Source organism: Beduini sp. (genome assembly GCF_047239305.1).
GTDB lineage: Bacteria > Bacillota_I > Bacilli_A > Erysipelotrichales > Coprobacillaceae > Beduini.
This window is the reverse complement of sequence record NZ_JBKTEM010000003.1, coordinates 279,281-294,685: the sequence shown is the minus strand read 5'-3', so window position 1 is coordinate 294,685 and position 15,405 is coordinate 279,281. Positions and strand designations below refer to the sequence as shown.

Below are 15,405 nucleotides of genomic sequence, written 5' to 3'. Positions count from 1 at the left end.
GTAAATCCCCCCTATCTTACCATGATTTTATTTGCCATATCTTTACCAATGGCAACTCTTGAGTCCTTTACGTTGACGATCATATTTCCACCTATTTCGGAAACAACCATCACTGTTCCACCCGGAACAAAACCAAGATTTTCTAAAAAGCGTCGTGTCTCCTCTTTACCGCCGACTTTACAAATAATATTGGGTTCTCCAATTTTCACCATACTTAAGGGCATCATCATCATCTTCTTTCCTTTTTACTAATGTTAGTATATTCTAACACATGTATATTGTCAAGTTTTTTTGTTAGAATAGAATAACTTTATAAAACAATTTTCGTTCTTAACTAAAAAAGATCATGGATTCTCCATGAACTTCTTCTCACTTATTATTTATCCTCATCGTTTCCTTGGTCGGTCATTTTACCACCTAAGAAACCAACAATCGCACTCTTTAAATCAATCCCAATAGATTCATTCATCCCTTCACTGACCTGAGTCGCCGTTTTGACGATATCGGATACTAATTTAGCGCTGTTTCCTTCACCATACATCGTAATCTTATCTACTTTTTCTAATGGCTTAGCCGCTGCTTCCACTGCTTTAGGCAGCATATTGAAATACATTTCCATAACCGCCGCTTCTCCATATTTTTTCATTGCTTCCGCTTTTTTATCTAATGCTTCTGCTTCCGCAACCCCTTTGGCTTCAATCGCTCTGGCTTCTGCCTCTCCTTTAGCTGTGATCCCGGCAGCTTCCTGTTCCATCTGATACTTTACTGCTTCGGCATCCGCTTTTTTTGCTTCGGCTTCTCTTTGTTTTTCAAAGAGTTTAGCTTCCGCATCTTTTTGGCGTTTATAAAGCTCAGCATCCGCTTTTTGCTGAGCGGCAAACTTTTCAGCTTCTGCCTGTTTTCTAATCTCAGCATCCAAACTTTGTTCTTTGACTTCTACTTCTTTACGTTTTAATTCAATTTCTTTTTCCTGCTTCATGATATTTGCATCAGCAGTCGCTACCTCGATTGACTTACGAGACTGTTCCTCTTGAATCCTATAAGCAGCATCTGCTTCGGCTTGTTTTGCATCAGCAATCTTTTTCAATTCAGCTTGCTTAATAGCTAATTCATTATTACGTTCAGCAATTTTTGTTTCCGCATCTACTTTCGCATCATTCGCTTCCTGAGAAGCTTTTGCCTGTGCCTGAGCAATATCTCTTTCACTGACAGCACGAGAAATAGCCGCATTCTTTTGAATCTTCACGATGTTATCAACCCCTAGGTTTTCAATCACACCGTTTCCATCCACAAAATTCTGAACATTAAAAGAGACGATATCTAATCCCATTTTGGCTAAGTCAGGTTCTGCATTTTCTTTTACCAACTCCGCAAACTTTTGACGATCTGACACCATTTCTTCAAGATTCATACGTCCAACGATTTCACGCATGTTTCCTTCTAGTACTTCTCTTGCGACATTTGCGATATATTCTACCGGTTTATTTAAAAAGTTCTGAGCCGCCAGATTCAAACGATCGGAATCATCACTAATCTTAATATTAACAGCAGCATCCACATTAATATTGATATAATCCGCTGTTGGCACCGCATTTGATGTTTTGACATCAATCGGTATTAATTGCAGATTTAATTCATCTTTCTTTTCCAAGAAAGGTATTTTAATCCCTGCTTTCCCAATTAATACTTTAGGCTGTTTTCTTAATCCGGAAATAATATAAGCTGTATCCGGAGAAGCCTTCACATACCCCGTAACCACGATGACGATGACTAAAGCAAAAATAATAACACCTATGATGACTGGAAGATTGCTTGTCAGCATATCCATAATATCCATGTCCATCCCTCCCTTTTCCTATCTCTATTTTATCATTTTTCACTTCACTAGGGCAACAGATATCGACAAAACTCATCCTATCCTCTCCTTGCCTCTTATTATATATTCTATCTTTTTTATAAAAATACTCCCTTTTAGAAAAGACTGCTGATAAAATCCATGTCTATGAATCATAGAGTCTCATCTCGTTGACTATTTAGTATTTAACCGATATTCTTTAAGTAGGGAGGGGTTCTTATGACAACCAATGAATTCAGTAAATTAATCAAAGAAAGACGCACTCGATTACACCTTACACAAAAGGAATTGGCAGATCAATTACACGTTTCCAATAAAACTATTTCACGCTGGGAAACCGGCAGCGGATATCCGGATATCGAAACAATTCCCCAACTTGCGAAAATTTTAGAATTGGATTATGAAGAATTATTGGATGGCAATACCTATATTGCAAAAAAAGAAAAACAAAAGAAAAAACGCTATCAACTAGTGATTGGCATTCTATGCTTCTTATGCTGTTGGCTCGCTCTTTTATATTATCGTGATTCAAGAGGATTCCAAAGCAAGTATACCAATAAAAATTTACTGGTCAGCGGGGATATGGTCAATAAAGCTATTTTAGATTATCAAGCACCTACAAAACCGATTGATCAAGGAACTAATGGTATTGTATTATACTATTTAAATGTTTATGATACCCAGAAACATACTCAGCTACTAAAAAGCATAAAAGTAGATCAACTGATTAAAATTGCCCAAAAGGAATTGACTTCACCATCCGATTTAAAATGGCTTGCGACCATGCATTTCAGCTATCAAAATGAAGCCTTATTAAAAATCCATGTTTATCAGGATGATCAAAAAACATACTTCCTTTTTAATCAAAACGGAAATTACATGGATATTAGCACAGGTGACCTCTATTACTATGACGGACTGCTTGAAATCGGTTTACAGATTTTTGCTGATGATTTAAGCCACTACAATTTTGAACATAGCATTGAGAATAAAAGTGAAGGTTTAAAAGATGTTGATGAAGATAAAAAAATGACTCTGCTTAAAAAGCTGTTAGCCCGTCCGAACTTTCAATTTGAGGAAAATACGCTTATTTTAAGGGATCCCCAAGAGAATAAACAATATTTGATATTAATCGGACAGGATTTAGATTATACTGAGATTACCACCGAATTTGAAGAAGGAAATTTAGCGATTAAAATCAGAGGAAATAATGTCCTTCTTGCCAATAAGTACATTCATGTATTTGAAATCACTCAACAAGCAGAATCGATCAGCATCACCATTAATGATGAAAGTGCGATCATCTCAAACTATGAGATTTATTCTGAATAAAGATAGGTTTAAATTAAATGGGTAATCGCTTAAAATATCGTTTTAAAATCATGAAAAAATAGGAAACAAGATGAGTGAATAATAAGACCACCGCAATCTGTTGGTAAGGATCCGTTTCTATGCTGATTATGTTAAACACTGAAAAGCATAACGCAATAACGGCTGGATGAACCAAATAATAGTATTTAGATAAATCTCTGTAAGGGAGGTTTATCCTTTTTTCTTTCTTACGAGTTACATATAAAGTAAAGATAAACAAATAGTACGTTAAAGGGATGCAAGAAAGCAGAATATTACTGTTAAGACGGTCGAAATCATGCAGAATAAGAGCTTCAAAAACCAAGAAGAACATTGAAATGATCAGTTTAGATACACAGTGTTCTGAATAGACTTCTTTCTTTTTCCCCATACTATACCCTAATACTACATAAAACAGACCAAAGAAAAGAAAGTTTCTCGTTGTAAAGAAAACTTTATAATAAAACGTGATTAACTGCTGAATGGTAAGCGGCAATACCCCATAATAAGTTTCCGTCGCTCCAAAAAGTAATAAAACAAATGATAAAATCAGCAGATTTTTGACCGGAAATCGTTCTTTCCATTTTCTTAGTACCAGTAAAGACAGCATAACAGCAGGAAAATACCACAAATGATAATAAACACCTGTATAGACCAATGTCACAATCACAACGAATGGAGAAAGGACAATGAGTAATAGAATTAAGATAGGAGCAGAAAACTGAAGCGTGTTCATATGCTCTTGAATTGTCGGTAAATAATGAACAGCATCATTTATTAATATAGGAATATAAAGAGCACTCCAGGTTAAATACAAGGGGATCATCTTTGATACATGGACCTTCATATAAGCGGGCTGTTCTTTTTCTTTAATAGCGGCAAAATAGCCGGTAATGACAAAAAACAAAGGGACACATACACGTGTAATGATATTATTAAAAGCTAAATCAAGAGGATTAGAGTAATCAAAAAATGGGCGCAGATGCAAAATGATAATCAAAATAGCACAGATATATTTTAAAACATCTAAATTTTTATAGTTGATGGCTTGCTTTTCATAGTTTTTATCCATACTTTTTTGGAGGTAAATCCCCATCGCACTAAAAGCAATGATCATCATTAATATCACCAAAGGGTTTCCAAAACCATTTTCTATCTGAAAGACATTGATCCATTTTAAAACTAAGATCAGCATGGAAACAACGATTACAATAACGACTTCATTTTTATACTTCATTCAATTAATATCCAACTTTCATTATAAATTATCCAGTAATTACTTACTAATATATAATGAATTTGTCTATTTGTCATCTTATTTTTTAATCAGCTTAGGGACTTCTCATTAAAACATAATAAAAAGAGCGTCATCGCCCCTTTAAATTATAATATATAAACCTGATCGGGAAAACGATCACACACTTCATCTTCTAGCTTTTCAATATGGATAGGATCATCCCAAATCATCTGACAATTTGATTCATTCAATGGTTTCCAGCTTTCAATATTGGGTTTTCCTTCTTCAACAAAAGACAGGTAGGCATCTTTAATCATATCACCTAACCTTATGATTTCTTTTTTATCAGGAATATCAGGAAAATATTTATTTAGCTTTTCTCTTGGTTCAAACGAAAGGATATGATCCATGCAGTGACAGGCAGGAAGAAATTCTGTACTATACTGCCAAACGGTGCTGCCATTTTCAGTTAAAATTCTGCCTAAACGATAGCTGTATGTACGATACATATAATCAGACAGCACTTTAATCCAAGCCTCCTCCTCTCCATACTCTTTCATTAATATCTTGGCATCCTCGATCGCAATCGAGGCATTTTGACCGAATAATTCTCTGGCAATTTGTTCACCGTAAAGATGAAAATCAATCCCCATCAGCTTAAAAAAGACCAGTTCATGCTTGGAGCTGCCAATAATCGCCTTGCCCTGCCAATAATCTTTTGAATCTAACTTCTTAAAAAAGCTTGATGGAATCACCACATCATCCGCAACCGGTCCAAAAATACAGGTGCTGCCAAATCCTTTGCATAGAACTTGTTGACCTTTTAAAAGTTCAGAAACCGACATCGTCAGCAAATCATTAAGATCCTCTATCTTCATAATTTCTTTATAGCGCTTTGTGATTTTTTGTGCAGTATTGATATCACGAACACTTTGTGCTGCTCCGCTCACTAAAATAACTTGTTGAAAATAATGTTTTGCCTCTGAATGCATCATGATAGCCCCTAAAGATTTTGCTCCTGCCGAACTTCCTAAAACCGTTACTTTGTTTGGATCTCCACCAAATTGATGAATATGATTGTGAACCCATTTCAATGCCGCTATTTGATCTAATGTTCCATTATTTCCGGATGATTGAAATTCTTCTTTCAATTCCTTGCCTAAATACAAATACCCGAATACCCCTAAACGATAATTGATCGTAACATAGACAAGCCTTCTGTTTCCAATCACATGATAAGGATCCATTTTCTGATTACTGCCATTTTGAAATGCTCCGCCATGAATTTCTACTAAAACAGGCAGTGCTTCATTTAAAGAAGGCGTATATACATTTAGATTCAAGCCATTTTCACTACACTCTATCGTTATATCTCCCTCTACGATCTGAGCAGCTTTATCACGATAATGGGTACAATCCAATATTCCCTTCCAAGATATGCTTTGCGGTGCTTGAAAACGCTCTGCTACTGCATAAGGAATCCCTTTAAATAAATATAAGTTATTTTCTTTATAACCTTCTATTTTGCCTAATGTTGTTTCTATGATCATTTTTATCTCTCCTATTCATTTGCTTAAACCATGGGTTTCCTTTATACTTTATTATAATGAAAGAAGGAACGTCTATGGAATTGCTACAATTATACTATTTTATGCAGGTTGCGAAAAAGGAAAATATGAGCCAAGTTGCCAAAGAGCTGCACATTGCTCAGCCATCATTGAGTCAGACCATCAAGCGCTTAGAAAACGAGCTGGATACTCCCTTATTTGATCGCCATGGAAAACATCCTCAACTAAATGAATATGGTCAGATCGTTGAACGTTATTGCCAGCATATTTTTACTTCTCTTGAGAATATTCGAAGTGAAATTGCTGATTTAAAAGGAATAAACAATTCTACTGTCTCTCTTAAAATTCAGGCGGCTTCTTCTCTTCTGCCTGATTTACTTAAAACATTTCGTCAGCGACATCCTGATATTCATTTTATGATCAGCCAATCCACCAATGACCAAACCTTTCCTAACGAATGTGACCTTACTCTCTACGCTTCCCTTCAAGCCAATAATGATGATTATCTTTTGCTTAAAGAACGATTGGTAGCTGTTTTACCGGTTCATCACCCACTTGCATCTAAAGAACATATTGCGTTAAAAGATCTTAAAGATGATTTATTCATCAGTCTTGATCCTAAAAGCAATCTTTATGAATTACTTCATTATTACTGTCGGCAGTGTCATTTTGAACCTAATATTCATCTTTACAGTGATAACCCCAACACCTTTCGTGAATTATTAACCCTTGGCATGGATGTTGCCTTGATCCCGGAAATCACATGGAAGCAGGATATCTATCCTAATTTAGTGATTAAACCCATTGAGGATATTAATTGTTTCCGCTATATTTATCTGCATTGGCAAAAAGATCAATATCAAGACGGAGCTACTAAAGCCTTAGCACAACATATTATAGATTACTTTAAACAGATTACCAAACTCTCTCCGCAAGCATCATGATCATTGGCATCGTAAGAATGGAACAAAGAGTGCTTAAACAGATGATACGAACAGCTTGTTTATAGTCTTGATTATGTATCTGGGCAAAAATCGCAACATTGGATCCAATCGGGGTTGAAGCAGCAATTAAAATTGCCATCTTCATAGTTGAATAGACACTAGGAACAAAAGACAATATACCTAGTGTCAGCAACGGAACAACAAGTAATCGAATAACGCTGCTCAAATAAGCGTAACGATTGGTAAATATTTCCTTCCATGAGACTTGGGCTAAATAGGTTCCTAAACTAAACATCGCCAGTGGTGCATTCAGACTCGCAATTCCTTGGATACTGCTGATAATAATGGCAGGCACCTGTATCTGACAAACAAATAAAATAAGTCCTACCACTAAGCTGATTAATATGGGATTAGTAAGAATTTTCTTTAATGAAATCGCCTTTTTATTTTTAGTAATCACACAAACACCATAAGTCCATTGTAATAGATTAAGCAGTGCTACAAAAGCCGATACATAAAACACTGCTTCATCCCCATATAAAGCTGAAACTAAGGGAATTCCGATAAAACCAGCATTAGAAAAAGAAGCTCCAAAATTTTCAATCGGTCTTTTTTTGAACAAGAACAAAGAAACGACCATCGCTAACAAAAGGACGGCAAAGGAAAGAACAAAAGCAATCCCTAAGCCTTTTAAGCGTTCTGCCGTCATTTCATTTAAAAAGGCTTTAATGACAACCGCCGGCATAACTGCATAGATCAATATATTTCCTAAAGCCTTACTGCCTTCCAGTGATAACTTTTTTGTCTTAAATAAGATCACGCCAATAAACATAAAGATATACATAATCATAATCTGCTGAAATAATATGGATACAAGCTTCATATTCACTCCTCCTTTAAGCCCATTATATACAAACGCTTTCATAATATAAAATATATATGTGATTATATATTTATAGGTTTAAAGCTATATAAAAAAACTGAACAAAGAAAATAGTCATGCTATTTTTTCGTTACAGCTTGTTTATGAATACTTTCAGTTCCTGCTTCCAATGCCGCTTTATAATAACGACATTTATGTTCGATAGTTTTCATTGATCTTTCCAGTTCTGCCATCTGTTCTTCCACAATGCGCTTTCTTTCTAAAAACATGTCATAGCGCTCTTGCAAAGTAGCGTCTCCCTGTGCACACCAAATACTAAACTGCTTAATATCTTTAATAGGCATGCCTGTATTTTTCAAACACTCAATAATTGCCAGCATCCCTAAATCAGATTCAGAAAATACCCGTACTCCTGAATTCTTTCTTTGAATAAATGGCAGTAATCCCTCTTTGTCATAATAGCGAATCGTTGAACTTGGCAAGTTTAACTTCTCTGCCACCTGTCCTATAGAATATCCCATAACATCCTCCGTTCAAATAAATCTATATAACGATTATCATTAAACTAGGAAAATGTCAAGAAAAGATAATGATTATCCCTTTATTTTGTCCATTGTCTTTGACAATTTTGAATTTCTTTGTCTTTCAGCGCTTTAAACAAATCAATATTTAGCTTATTACAAATACTTAATAATACAATAAAAGTATCGGCTACTTCACTTTCAATCGTGTCATAATGGCTTATTTTACTCTTGTCAGTTCTTAAATCGGTTGCGTCTTTCCTTATTGCTTTAGCTAATTCTCCCACCTCTTCTGTCATCATCAACATTGTTTTTTCAATTTCCTGCTGATCAAATCCCCGCAGTTCAATCACTTTCTTAATATATTCCTGTACTTCCTGCAATGTATTCGCTTCTGATAAGTTTTCATATAATTCCATTTGCTTTGACATAATATCCCTCCGTTTTCATCATTATAGCATGAATTTAAAAACAGCGTTTAATAATTCTATTGATCTAAATTCAGTATTTTAAAACTACTATTTGATTTTCATACTATTTCTTTTTTACTTTAAAAATACTTACTAAGACAAATGAAAATACTTATCCGCTTCTATAAACTGAAATTCATTGATTTTCTAGTGCTATAATTACTTTTTTGATTTTAACTCTCAACATTAAACCAAAACCCCATACAAAAAAACCACATATAATTGTAATCATCATCTGAATAGCAGTAACTGCTAATATTTTTGTAAGCGTGACTGTAATAATAATTCCAACGAGTATTAAAATTTCAGTAAAAATTTCAAATGTTTCGAGTTGTGATTTTGTTTTAAATATACTTAAAGCTGATTGTTCTCCTTGTTTTGTCTTTTCATCGTCTGTCATTTTTTTAGCATAAAATAATTCCGATATTTGGATATCAAGCGATTTACACAGAGGTTCATATAATGATATATCCGGCATTGTTTTTCCATTTTCCCATCTAGAAATAGATTTATCACTGACTCCTAATATTTCAGCTAATTGAGCTTGCGTTAAACTCTTTTCTTTTCTACAACATGAGATAAATACACCTATTTTTTGCTGATTCATACATATACTCCTTTCTTTTACTATTCTTATATTACATACTTTTATTGAATAAGAACAGGACAGAAACTGAGAGAACGGGATAAATTCTGATTTAACTCTACTTAATATTAATAAAGTATCTGTACTTTCACAATAAATAATAAAAAACACACCAAAGTATGTTCATTTTCTAATGGTTTCCACGACAGGAAATAGTTATATTACCGCATCTCGTGACATGTAGTATATATATTGTATTATATCTAGTACTTGTATTACATTATATCTATTGTGTTGAAAGTATTTAGTAGCAAAAAGATAGCATAACTAGGATTAAAATACTTCTAATTTCTTTATATTCTTATTTATTATTTTAGCTTGTCTAATAGCTGATTCATTTAACTTGATTAGCCTTTTGGATTGTTCTATTCCTTGCTTAATATACTCAGCATTTAAGCTTTCTAGATTCGATAAGATTAATAATTGCTCAATAGTAGCATAATCCCTAATATTGCCATTTAAATCTTTATTTATTTTCTTCCATTGTTTAGCTGTGCAACCAAATACTGCTATATTTAAAATATCTGCTTCATTAGCATATATAATTGATGTTTGAAGATTATTTATTTTAGGTATAATATTTTCTTTAATAGCACTTGTATGAATACGATAATTAATCTTTGATATTTCTCTATGTAAACTCCAACCCGATTTTTCATTTTCAATTTCCTTTAATCTTTCAAATTCAGTAATTAAATATAGCTTAAATTCTACAGATATCCAAGTCGCAAACTCAAAAGCAATATCTTTATGAGCATAGGTACCACCATATCTACCTGTCTTTGATATAATTCCAATTGCATTTATACTTTCAATCCACTTCTTAGTTGTTAGAATAAAACTGTTTAATCCAGTTTGTTTTTTAATCCCATCGAATTCGATGGGATTAAAATTGCTATTATGAATAATTTCCCAGATTCCAAGAAACTCAATTGTATTCCTATTTCTCCTCCAATTTGAAATCAAGTAATCCGTACGTATATCTTTTGTTCTAGCAATATCAGTAATGCATATATAATCGTCATTATTAACTTTGATCAATCGTATATTTTTATTTAACACCTCTAATTGGCTCAATTATTATCACCTCGTATATAGATATATCTCAAACTAATTGTGATTTACTTCCTAAAAGAGGTTTAAACATAATAAAAAAACACACCGAAGTGTGTTGATTTTCTAATGGCGTCCACGACAGGATTCGAACCTGTGACCGCACGCTTAGAAGGCGTGTGCTCTATCCAGCTGAGCTACGTAGACATCTCTTACTGACTGCTTTTACATATTATCATTAATCATCTTATTAGTCAATCATTTTTTGATAAAATTAGTAAAATCTCACAGCCTAATGGGTGTGAGATTCATTCTTTCTAATCGACAATATCTTTTACATCATCAGCGACTTTACGAGCCGATTTACCAAGCTTGTCAAATCCCTTTTTCACGTCTTTTTGCAATTTTTCTACTTCCTGATGATTTTTAAATGCGTCCAGCATAGAAGCGACATTTTCACCTAACTCCATCATACCGTCACTGGCTTCTTCTACCCCATCTTTTGCCATTCTTTTAGCATCTGTTGCATATTCACCCATTTTCTTTGCCATATCACTGTTGGCAATCGGATCAATCACATTATCCTCTACAAAATCAACTGCCTGTTCTAAATTATTCTTACTTTTTTTATTCATCATTATCCTCCTTATCCGTTCTTAATCATTTCGCTGAATTTATGCACCATATCATCTTTTGCTTCATTGATTTTACCTAATCCAGTCGATATATCATTCTTTAATCCAGTCGAAATCTCACTGGTTTCACTTTCAATTCCACCGCTGACATTGCTGATGAAACTGCGTACGTTTTTTCCAAGCTTAGCGATTTCGTGATTGCCTGCTTCTTCGTTTGTTCCGGCAATGTTTTCTAAATATGAGCTGTAATATCCCATTTGTTTTGTCACTTCATAATCTGAAAATGGGTCCTGCATATGGGTATCAATATATTTAATGGCTTCTTCTACATCATTTTCTAAATTGTTTCCGATGTTTTTAGCTTCATTTTTCCCTTTATCAATCATTCCTTCAACATCCTTTTGCAATGTTTCGGCTGTTGTTTTAGGACTGGACTGACACCCACTTAAAACAAAGATCATCATGCTGAAGATAAAAACTGTTATTAACTTTTTCAATGTATGATTCATCATCATCCCTCACATTCTATTTATAGCTTTCAATATAATGTGTGTTTCTTATAAAAAATTATACAAAAAAAGAGATCATTAAGATCTCATTTCAATAAATTCTACATTCATTTCTTCATTATCTATATAAAGAACAGCATAGCTTGCCGGTGATCCGCCGCGAGGTAAATGCGTTGATCCCGGGTTAATAATTTTGACGTTTTCGATATCGATATTCATTGGCATATGGGTATGACCGCAGCAAAGAATATCTAATTGATTTTCTTTCGCAAATTCAAGCATGGCTTCTTCTTTATTGAAATAGCCAAAATACTGACCATGGGCAATGCCTATTCGATACCCTTCAAAATCAATGATCTCATAATCCTTTAAATCCGATGTCCAATCGTTATTCCCGCGGACAGCCACAAATTCCGATAACTGATCATCATAGCCTTCGTTATCGCCGCAATGGATAAATAAATCGGCGTCTTCATTATCTTCTAACACCTGAATCACATCAGCAGCCCGACCATGATTATCCGACATGATGACTATTTTTTTCACGATTTTAAAGTAATCTCCAATACTGTATCGATAGGATTAGGTAAATCATTTGTTCCGGCAAAATTGATGAACACAATATCCGGATAATTATTGACAGTCCAGTAATCCATCACTTTTACTTCTGTTCCGTCATTCAATAAAATAATCGATTCAATCTGCTCTTTACGAATGCCAAATAGCGGAATTCCGCCAATAGACATTTCCATAATATGATAATAGAGCTTGTTTCCTCTTTGTGTGATGCGTCCGTTATCCGGCTTTGTCAGTTCAGTCGGTCCACATCCATAAATACTTTTTGAATAATCTGCCATCCACTCACCGATTTCATTTAAAATACGTATCGAATCTTTAGGGAAGCGTCCGCGTGCATCCGGTCCAACATTTAAGATCATGTTTCCGCCCTTTGAGACACACTCCACTAATTTGCGAATGATTGTTGATGGTTTCTTAAAGTTATGATCCGATGAATGGTAACCCCAGTTATCATTCATGGTAATGCAGGCTTCCCATAAAACCGGATTTCCCATATCATCTAAAATACCATAGGGAGGAATAACCTGTTCAGGGGAAACAAAGTCTCCTGAATAATCCGTTGGATGCTGAGTAGCTAATGAACCAAACCCTTCACCGCTTACTTCCAAACGATTATCTAAAATAATATCCGGCTGATGCTTTCTGACCATCTCTACTAATTCCTGAGCTTTCCAAGTTTCCGCCGTCATATTGTCATAAGAAAAGTCAAACCACATAATATCAATCGGTCCATATTGCGTACATAATTCTTCTACTTGTCCATGCATATATTTTAAATAGCGATCAAAGTCATGCAATGTATCTTTAAAAGCTTCATTTCTTCTTTCCGGATGCTGTTTATCTCCATAGTGCGGAAAATCCGGATGATACCAATCGATCAAAGAGAAATACAGTCCCGCTCTGATTCCCTCTGCACGAAATGCTTCTAAAAATTCTCTGACAAAGTCACGTTTTGTTTTATAGTCGGTCAGCTTACTGTCAAATAAGCAATAGCCGTCATGATGTTTGGCAGTTAAAACAGCGTATTTCATTCCTGCTTTTTTCGCCATTTTTGCCCATTCTTTCATATCACAGTCATCTGGATCAAAGGCATCTATATATTTTTGATAATCCTCATTGCTGATCTCTTCATAGCTTCTGATCCATTCTCCTCTAGCTGGAACAGCGTAAGCTCCGAAGTGGATGAACATCCCAAATCTTGCGTCTTTATACCACTCTACTCTTTTGTTGTATACTGCTCTATCAAACATTATTTTCACCTCTGTAACAGTATAACATAAAAAAAGAAAGAAACAATCATCAGACGATAATTGTTTCAAGTTCACAAATTAACCATTAATTTAATTAAAATATTCAATAACGAATCTAAATATGTTCCTAATTATAAACTTTCATATCCTTATTTCTACTCTTGAGGCAGACACAACCTCAGAATATAAATACATCTTATGTTGTTATTAAACAAAATGCTAATGATTACCTTATTTATTTGTTTATTGGATTTAAATACATCTTATGTTGTTATTAAACTGTTGACGGTTTGGTTTATATAGTGGAACTTATTTCATTTAAATACATCTTATGTTGTTATTAAACTTGCGGACGAGATAAATATCGTCAATCTGACAAGATTTAAATACATCTTATGTTGTTATTAAACGTGGAAAAAACGCTTGATTTGTGCGTTGATTGGTGATTTAAATACATCTTATGTTGTTATTAAACATGAACGATCTTATTTTTATATTCCATAATCGAACTTTAAATACATCTTATGTTGTTATTAAACTGTACGATAAAGAATATTATCGTACAACACTCAACTTTAAATACATCTTATGTTGTTATTAAACCCTCGTAAATACCGCTTTCTGTAACTTTATTATTTCATAAATACCCAGTAAATTCAAGGGATTCTTCTTATTTTACCAGCGACATCTATTCTTTTATAAATAGAATTGAAACTAAGAGAATAGCCAGTATTTACAGGCACAAACAGATATTTTTAAAAAATGAGCCTGGTAAATTATTTAGAATAAGCGGCTCTAATAAAAACGTTGTCTATAAAGAATAATAAAACATTCAACCAATAGCACCTCATTTTGTGCGGATAAAAAAAGAAACAATTACCATAAGATAATTGTTCTTTTTTTACATTTTAACGACATTATATACTACATTCTTTGATACGATTTCATCTTTACCGATAGCTTCTCCGTTGACTTCAAAGCTGATCGTTTCCACTCCGTCAATCTGTCTTAAAGAAAGTAAAAGCATATCCGTAACTTGCGGATTCAGTGACATTTCATCAAGTAAGGCACCATCACTTAGATTAACGATCAAGCGACCGTCTTCAATGCGTGTTCCATTTAATACTTTCAGATTTTCAAAGGCTTTGTTTTCACTGATTAAAGATGAAATAGAATTTTGTGAAAGTAAAATAGATACCTTATCTTGTACAGAAAGATCACTTGTATCGATACGTTTTGTAACCGGCACATAGAAATCCTGTCCGTCAATCTGCTTATTCCCATAGACAACTAAAGCGCTCGTCTTATGTAAATAAGCGTTTACGGTTTCAAAGTTGTTTAATCCCAGATTATGCCCATAGTTAGCACTTAAAGAGATATAGCTGTCTGGCAGATTGGTTATTTCATTCCCATCTGATGTGAAATGAAGTTTTTCAATACCGTTATAATCACATAACGTCCAAGTTAATGCTTCAATAAACTTTAAGCTTTCTTCCTTGCTGAGATTTAGTAACGCACTGTTGAAATCAATCGTCAGCAGTTTGTCATTTAATGATGTACTGTTGACCTGCAGATCACTGCTTAAAACCGGTGACAGATTTGGCAATGATGATGGACTTTCTTTCATCTTATAAAGAATGTCCATGACATCTTTTTCCAGCTGACCACTTTCTGTCAATTCGATATTCACGGGTATTAAAAGTCCGCTATTATCTTGGTAAACCACTTCTTTGTAACTCCCGCTTGGCTGATCATACACGACATTGGATACCGGTTCATCTTTTGGATCTTTGTTTTTCATGTAAACAAAGCCAACCGCTAAAACAAAAGCACAGACCAAAAGCGTATTGATGATCTTCTTTTTTCTCATATTCTCACCTCATCAAATTATATTTATGAGACTGT

General features: G+C 34.2%; 16 protein-coding genes, 1 tRNA gene and 1 CRISPR repeat array. Of the genes, 2 read left to right on the top strand and 15 right to left on the bottom strand.

What is annotated here, in order from left to right; translation table 11 throughout:
- Positions 1–11: 11 nt before the first annotated feature.
- Positions 12–233, bottom strand: coding sequence for a FeoA family protein (locus tag ACLRVU_RS07750; protein ID WP_412096946.1), 222 nt, complete (start codon positions 231–233; stop codon positions 12–14).
- 143 nt (positions 234–376) lie between these two features.
- Complete coding sequence (locus ACLRVU_RS07745; protein WP_412096945.1) at positions 377–1,837, bottom strand: flotillin family protein; 1,461 nt, start codon at positions 1,835–1,837, stop codon at positions 377–379.
- 237 nt (positions 1,838–2,074) lie between these two features.
- Between ACLRVU_RS07745 and ACLRVU_RS07740 the strand changes: the two genes are divergently transcribed.
- A complete protein-coding gene (locus ACLRVU_RS07740; RefSeq protein ID WP_147553463.1) occupies positions 2,075–3,187 on the top strand; it encodes a helix-turn-helix domain-containing protein in 1,113 nt (370 codons plus the stop codon).
- Between the two features lie 13 nt (positions 3,188–3,200).
- Here the strand turns inward: ACLRVU_RS07740 and ACLRVU_RS07735 are convergent, their stop codons facing one another.
- Positions 3,201–4,442: an acyltransferase family protein gene (locus ACLRVU_RS07735; protein ID WP_147553464.1), complete on the bottom strand. Its 1,242-nt coding sequence runs from the start codon at positions 4,440–4,442 to the stop codon at positions 3,201–3,203.
- Positions 4,443–4,588: 146 nt separating this feature from the next.
- Positions 4,589–5,992: a carboxylesterase family protein gene (locus ACLRVU_RS07730; RefSeq protein WP_147553465.1), complete on the bottom strand. Its 1,404-nt coding sequence runs from the start codon at positions 5,990–5,992 to the stop codon at positions 4,589–4,591.
- Positions 5,993–6,066: 74 nt separating this feature from the next.
- Here ACLRVU_RS07730 and ACLRVU_RS07725 point away from each other — a divergent pair, with 74 nt between their 5' ends.
- Positions 6,067–6,954, top strand: coding sequence for a LysR family transcriptional regulator (locus tag ACLRVU_RS07725; RefSeq protein WP_412891420.1), 888 nt, complete (start codon positions 6,067–6,069; stop codon positions 6,952–6,954).
- Here ACLRVU_RS07725 and ACLRVU_RS07720 read toward each other — a convergent pair.
- The 11 genes from ACLRVU_RS07720 to ACLRVU_RS07670 form a co-directional block, all read right to left on the bottom strand.
- Positions 6,926–7,837, bottom strand: a complete 912-nt coding sequence (locus ACLRVU_RS07720) for an AEC family transporter (protein ID WP_412096943.1) — start codon at positions 7,835–7,837, stop codon at positions 6,926–6,928. The two genes, ACLRVU_RS07725 and ACLRVU_RS07720, sit on opposite strands and share 29 nt — an antisense overlap.
- Before the next feature lie 119 nt (positions 7,838–7,956).
- Positions 7,957–8,358, bottom strand: coding sequence for a MerR family transcriptional regulator (locus ACLRVU_RS07715; protein ID WP_147553468.1), 402 nt, complete (start codon positions 8,356–8,358; stop codon positions 7,957–7,959).
- An 80-nt stretch (positions 8,359–8,438) separates the two neighbouring features.
- Complete coding sequence (locus tag ACLRVU_RS07710; RefSeq protein WP_412096942.1) at positions 8,439–8,789, bottom strand: MazG nucleotide pyrophosphohydrolase domain-containing protein; 351 nt, start codon at positions 8,787–8,789, stop codon at positions 8,439–8,441.
- A 175-nt stretch (positions 8,790–8,964) separates the two neighbouring features.
- Entirely contained in the window at positions 8,965–9,435 is a 471-nt protein-coding gene (locus tag ACLRVU_RS07705; protein WP_147553470.1) for a helix-turn-helix domain-containing protein, read from the bottom strand.
- Between the two features lie 312 nt (positions 9,436–9,747).
- Positions 9,748–10,551: a KilA-N domain-containing protein gene (locus ACLRVU_RS07700; protein ID WP_147553471.1), complete on the bottom strand. Its 804-nt coding sequence runs from the start codon at positions 10,549–10,551 to the stop codon at positions 9,748–9,750.
- Between the two features lie 106 nt (positions 10,552–10,657).
- Positions 10,658–10,734 (bottom strand) — tRNA-Arg (locus ACLRVU_RS07695).
- Positions 10,735–10,844: 110 nt separating this feature from the next.
- On the bottom strand, positions 10,845–11,162 hold the full coding sequence (locus ACLRVU_RS07690) for a hypothetical protein (protein WP_147553472.1): 318 nt from the start codon (positions 11,160–11,162) through the stop codon (positions 10,845–10,847).
- Between the two features lie 11 nt (positions 11,163–11,173).
- Positions 11,174–11,671, bottom strand: a complete 498-nt coding sequence (locus ACLRVU_RS07685; RefSeq protein WP_147553473.1) for a hypothetical protein — start codon at positions 11,669–11,671, stop codon at positions 11,174–11,176.
- A 78-nt stretch (positions 11,672–11,749) separates the two neighbouring features.
- On the bottom strand, positions 11,750–12,217 hold the full coding sequence (locus ACLRVU_RS07680; RefSeq protein WP_147553474.1) for a metallophosphoesterase family protein: 468 nt from the start codon (positions 12,215–12,217) through the stop codon (positions 11,750–11,752).
- Positions 12,214–13,500: an alpha-L-fucosidase gene (locus tag ACLRVU_RS07675; protein ID WP_147553475.1), complete on the bottom strand. Its 1,287-nt coding sequence runs from the start codon at positions 13,498–13,500 to the stop codon at positions 12,214–12,216. The genes ACLRVU_RS07680 and ACLRVU_RS07675 overlap by 4 nt, the downstream gene beginning before the upstream one ends.
- Positions 13,501–13,686: 186 nt before the next feature.
- Positions 13,687–14,103: a CRISPR direct-repeat array (repeat unit 27 nt; unit sequence TAAATACATCTTATGTTGTTATTAAAC).
- Between the two features lie 298 nt (positions 14,104–14,401).
- A complete protein-coding gene (locus tag ACLRVU_RS07670) occupies positions 14,402–15,370 on the bottom strand; it encodes a GerMN domain-containing protein (RefSeq protein ID WP_412891419.1) in 969 nt (322 codons plus the stop codon).
- Positions 15,371–15,405: the final 35 nt, after the last annotated feature.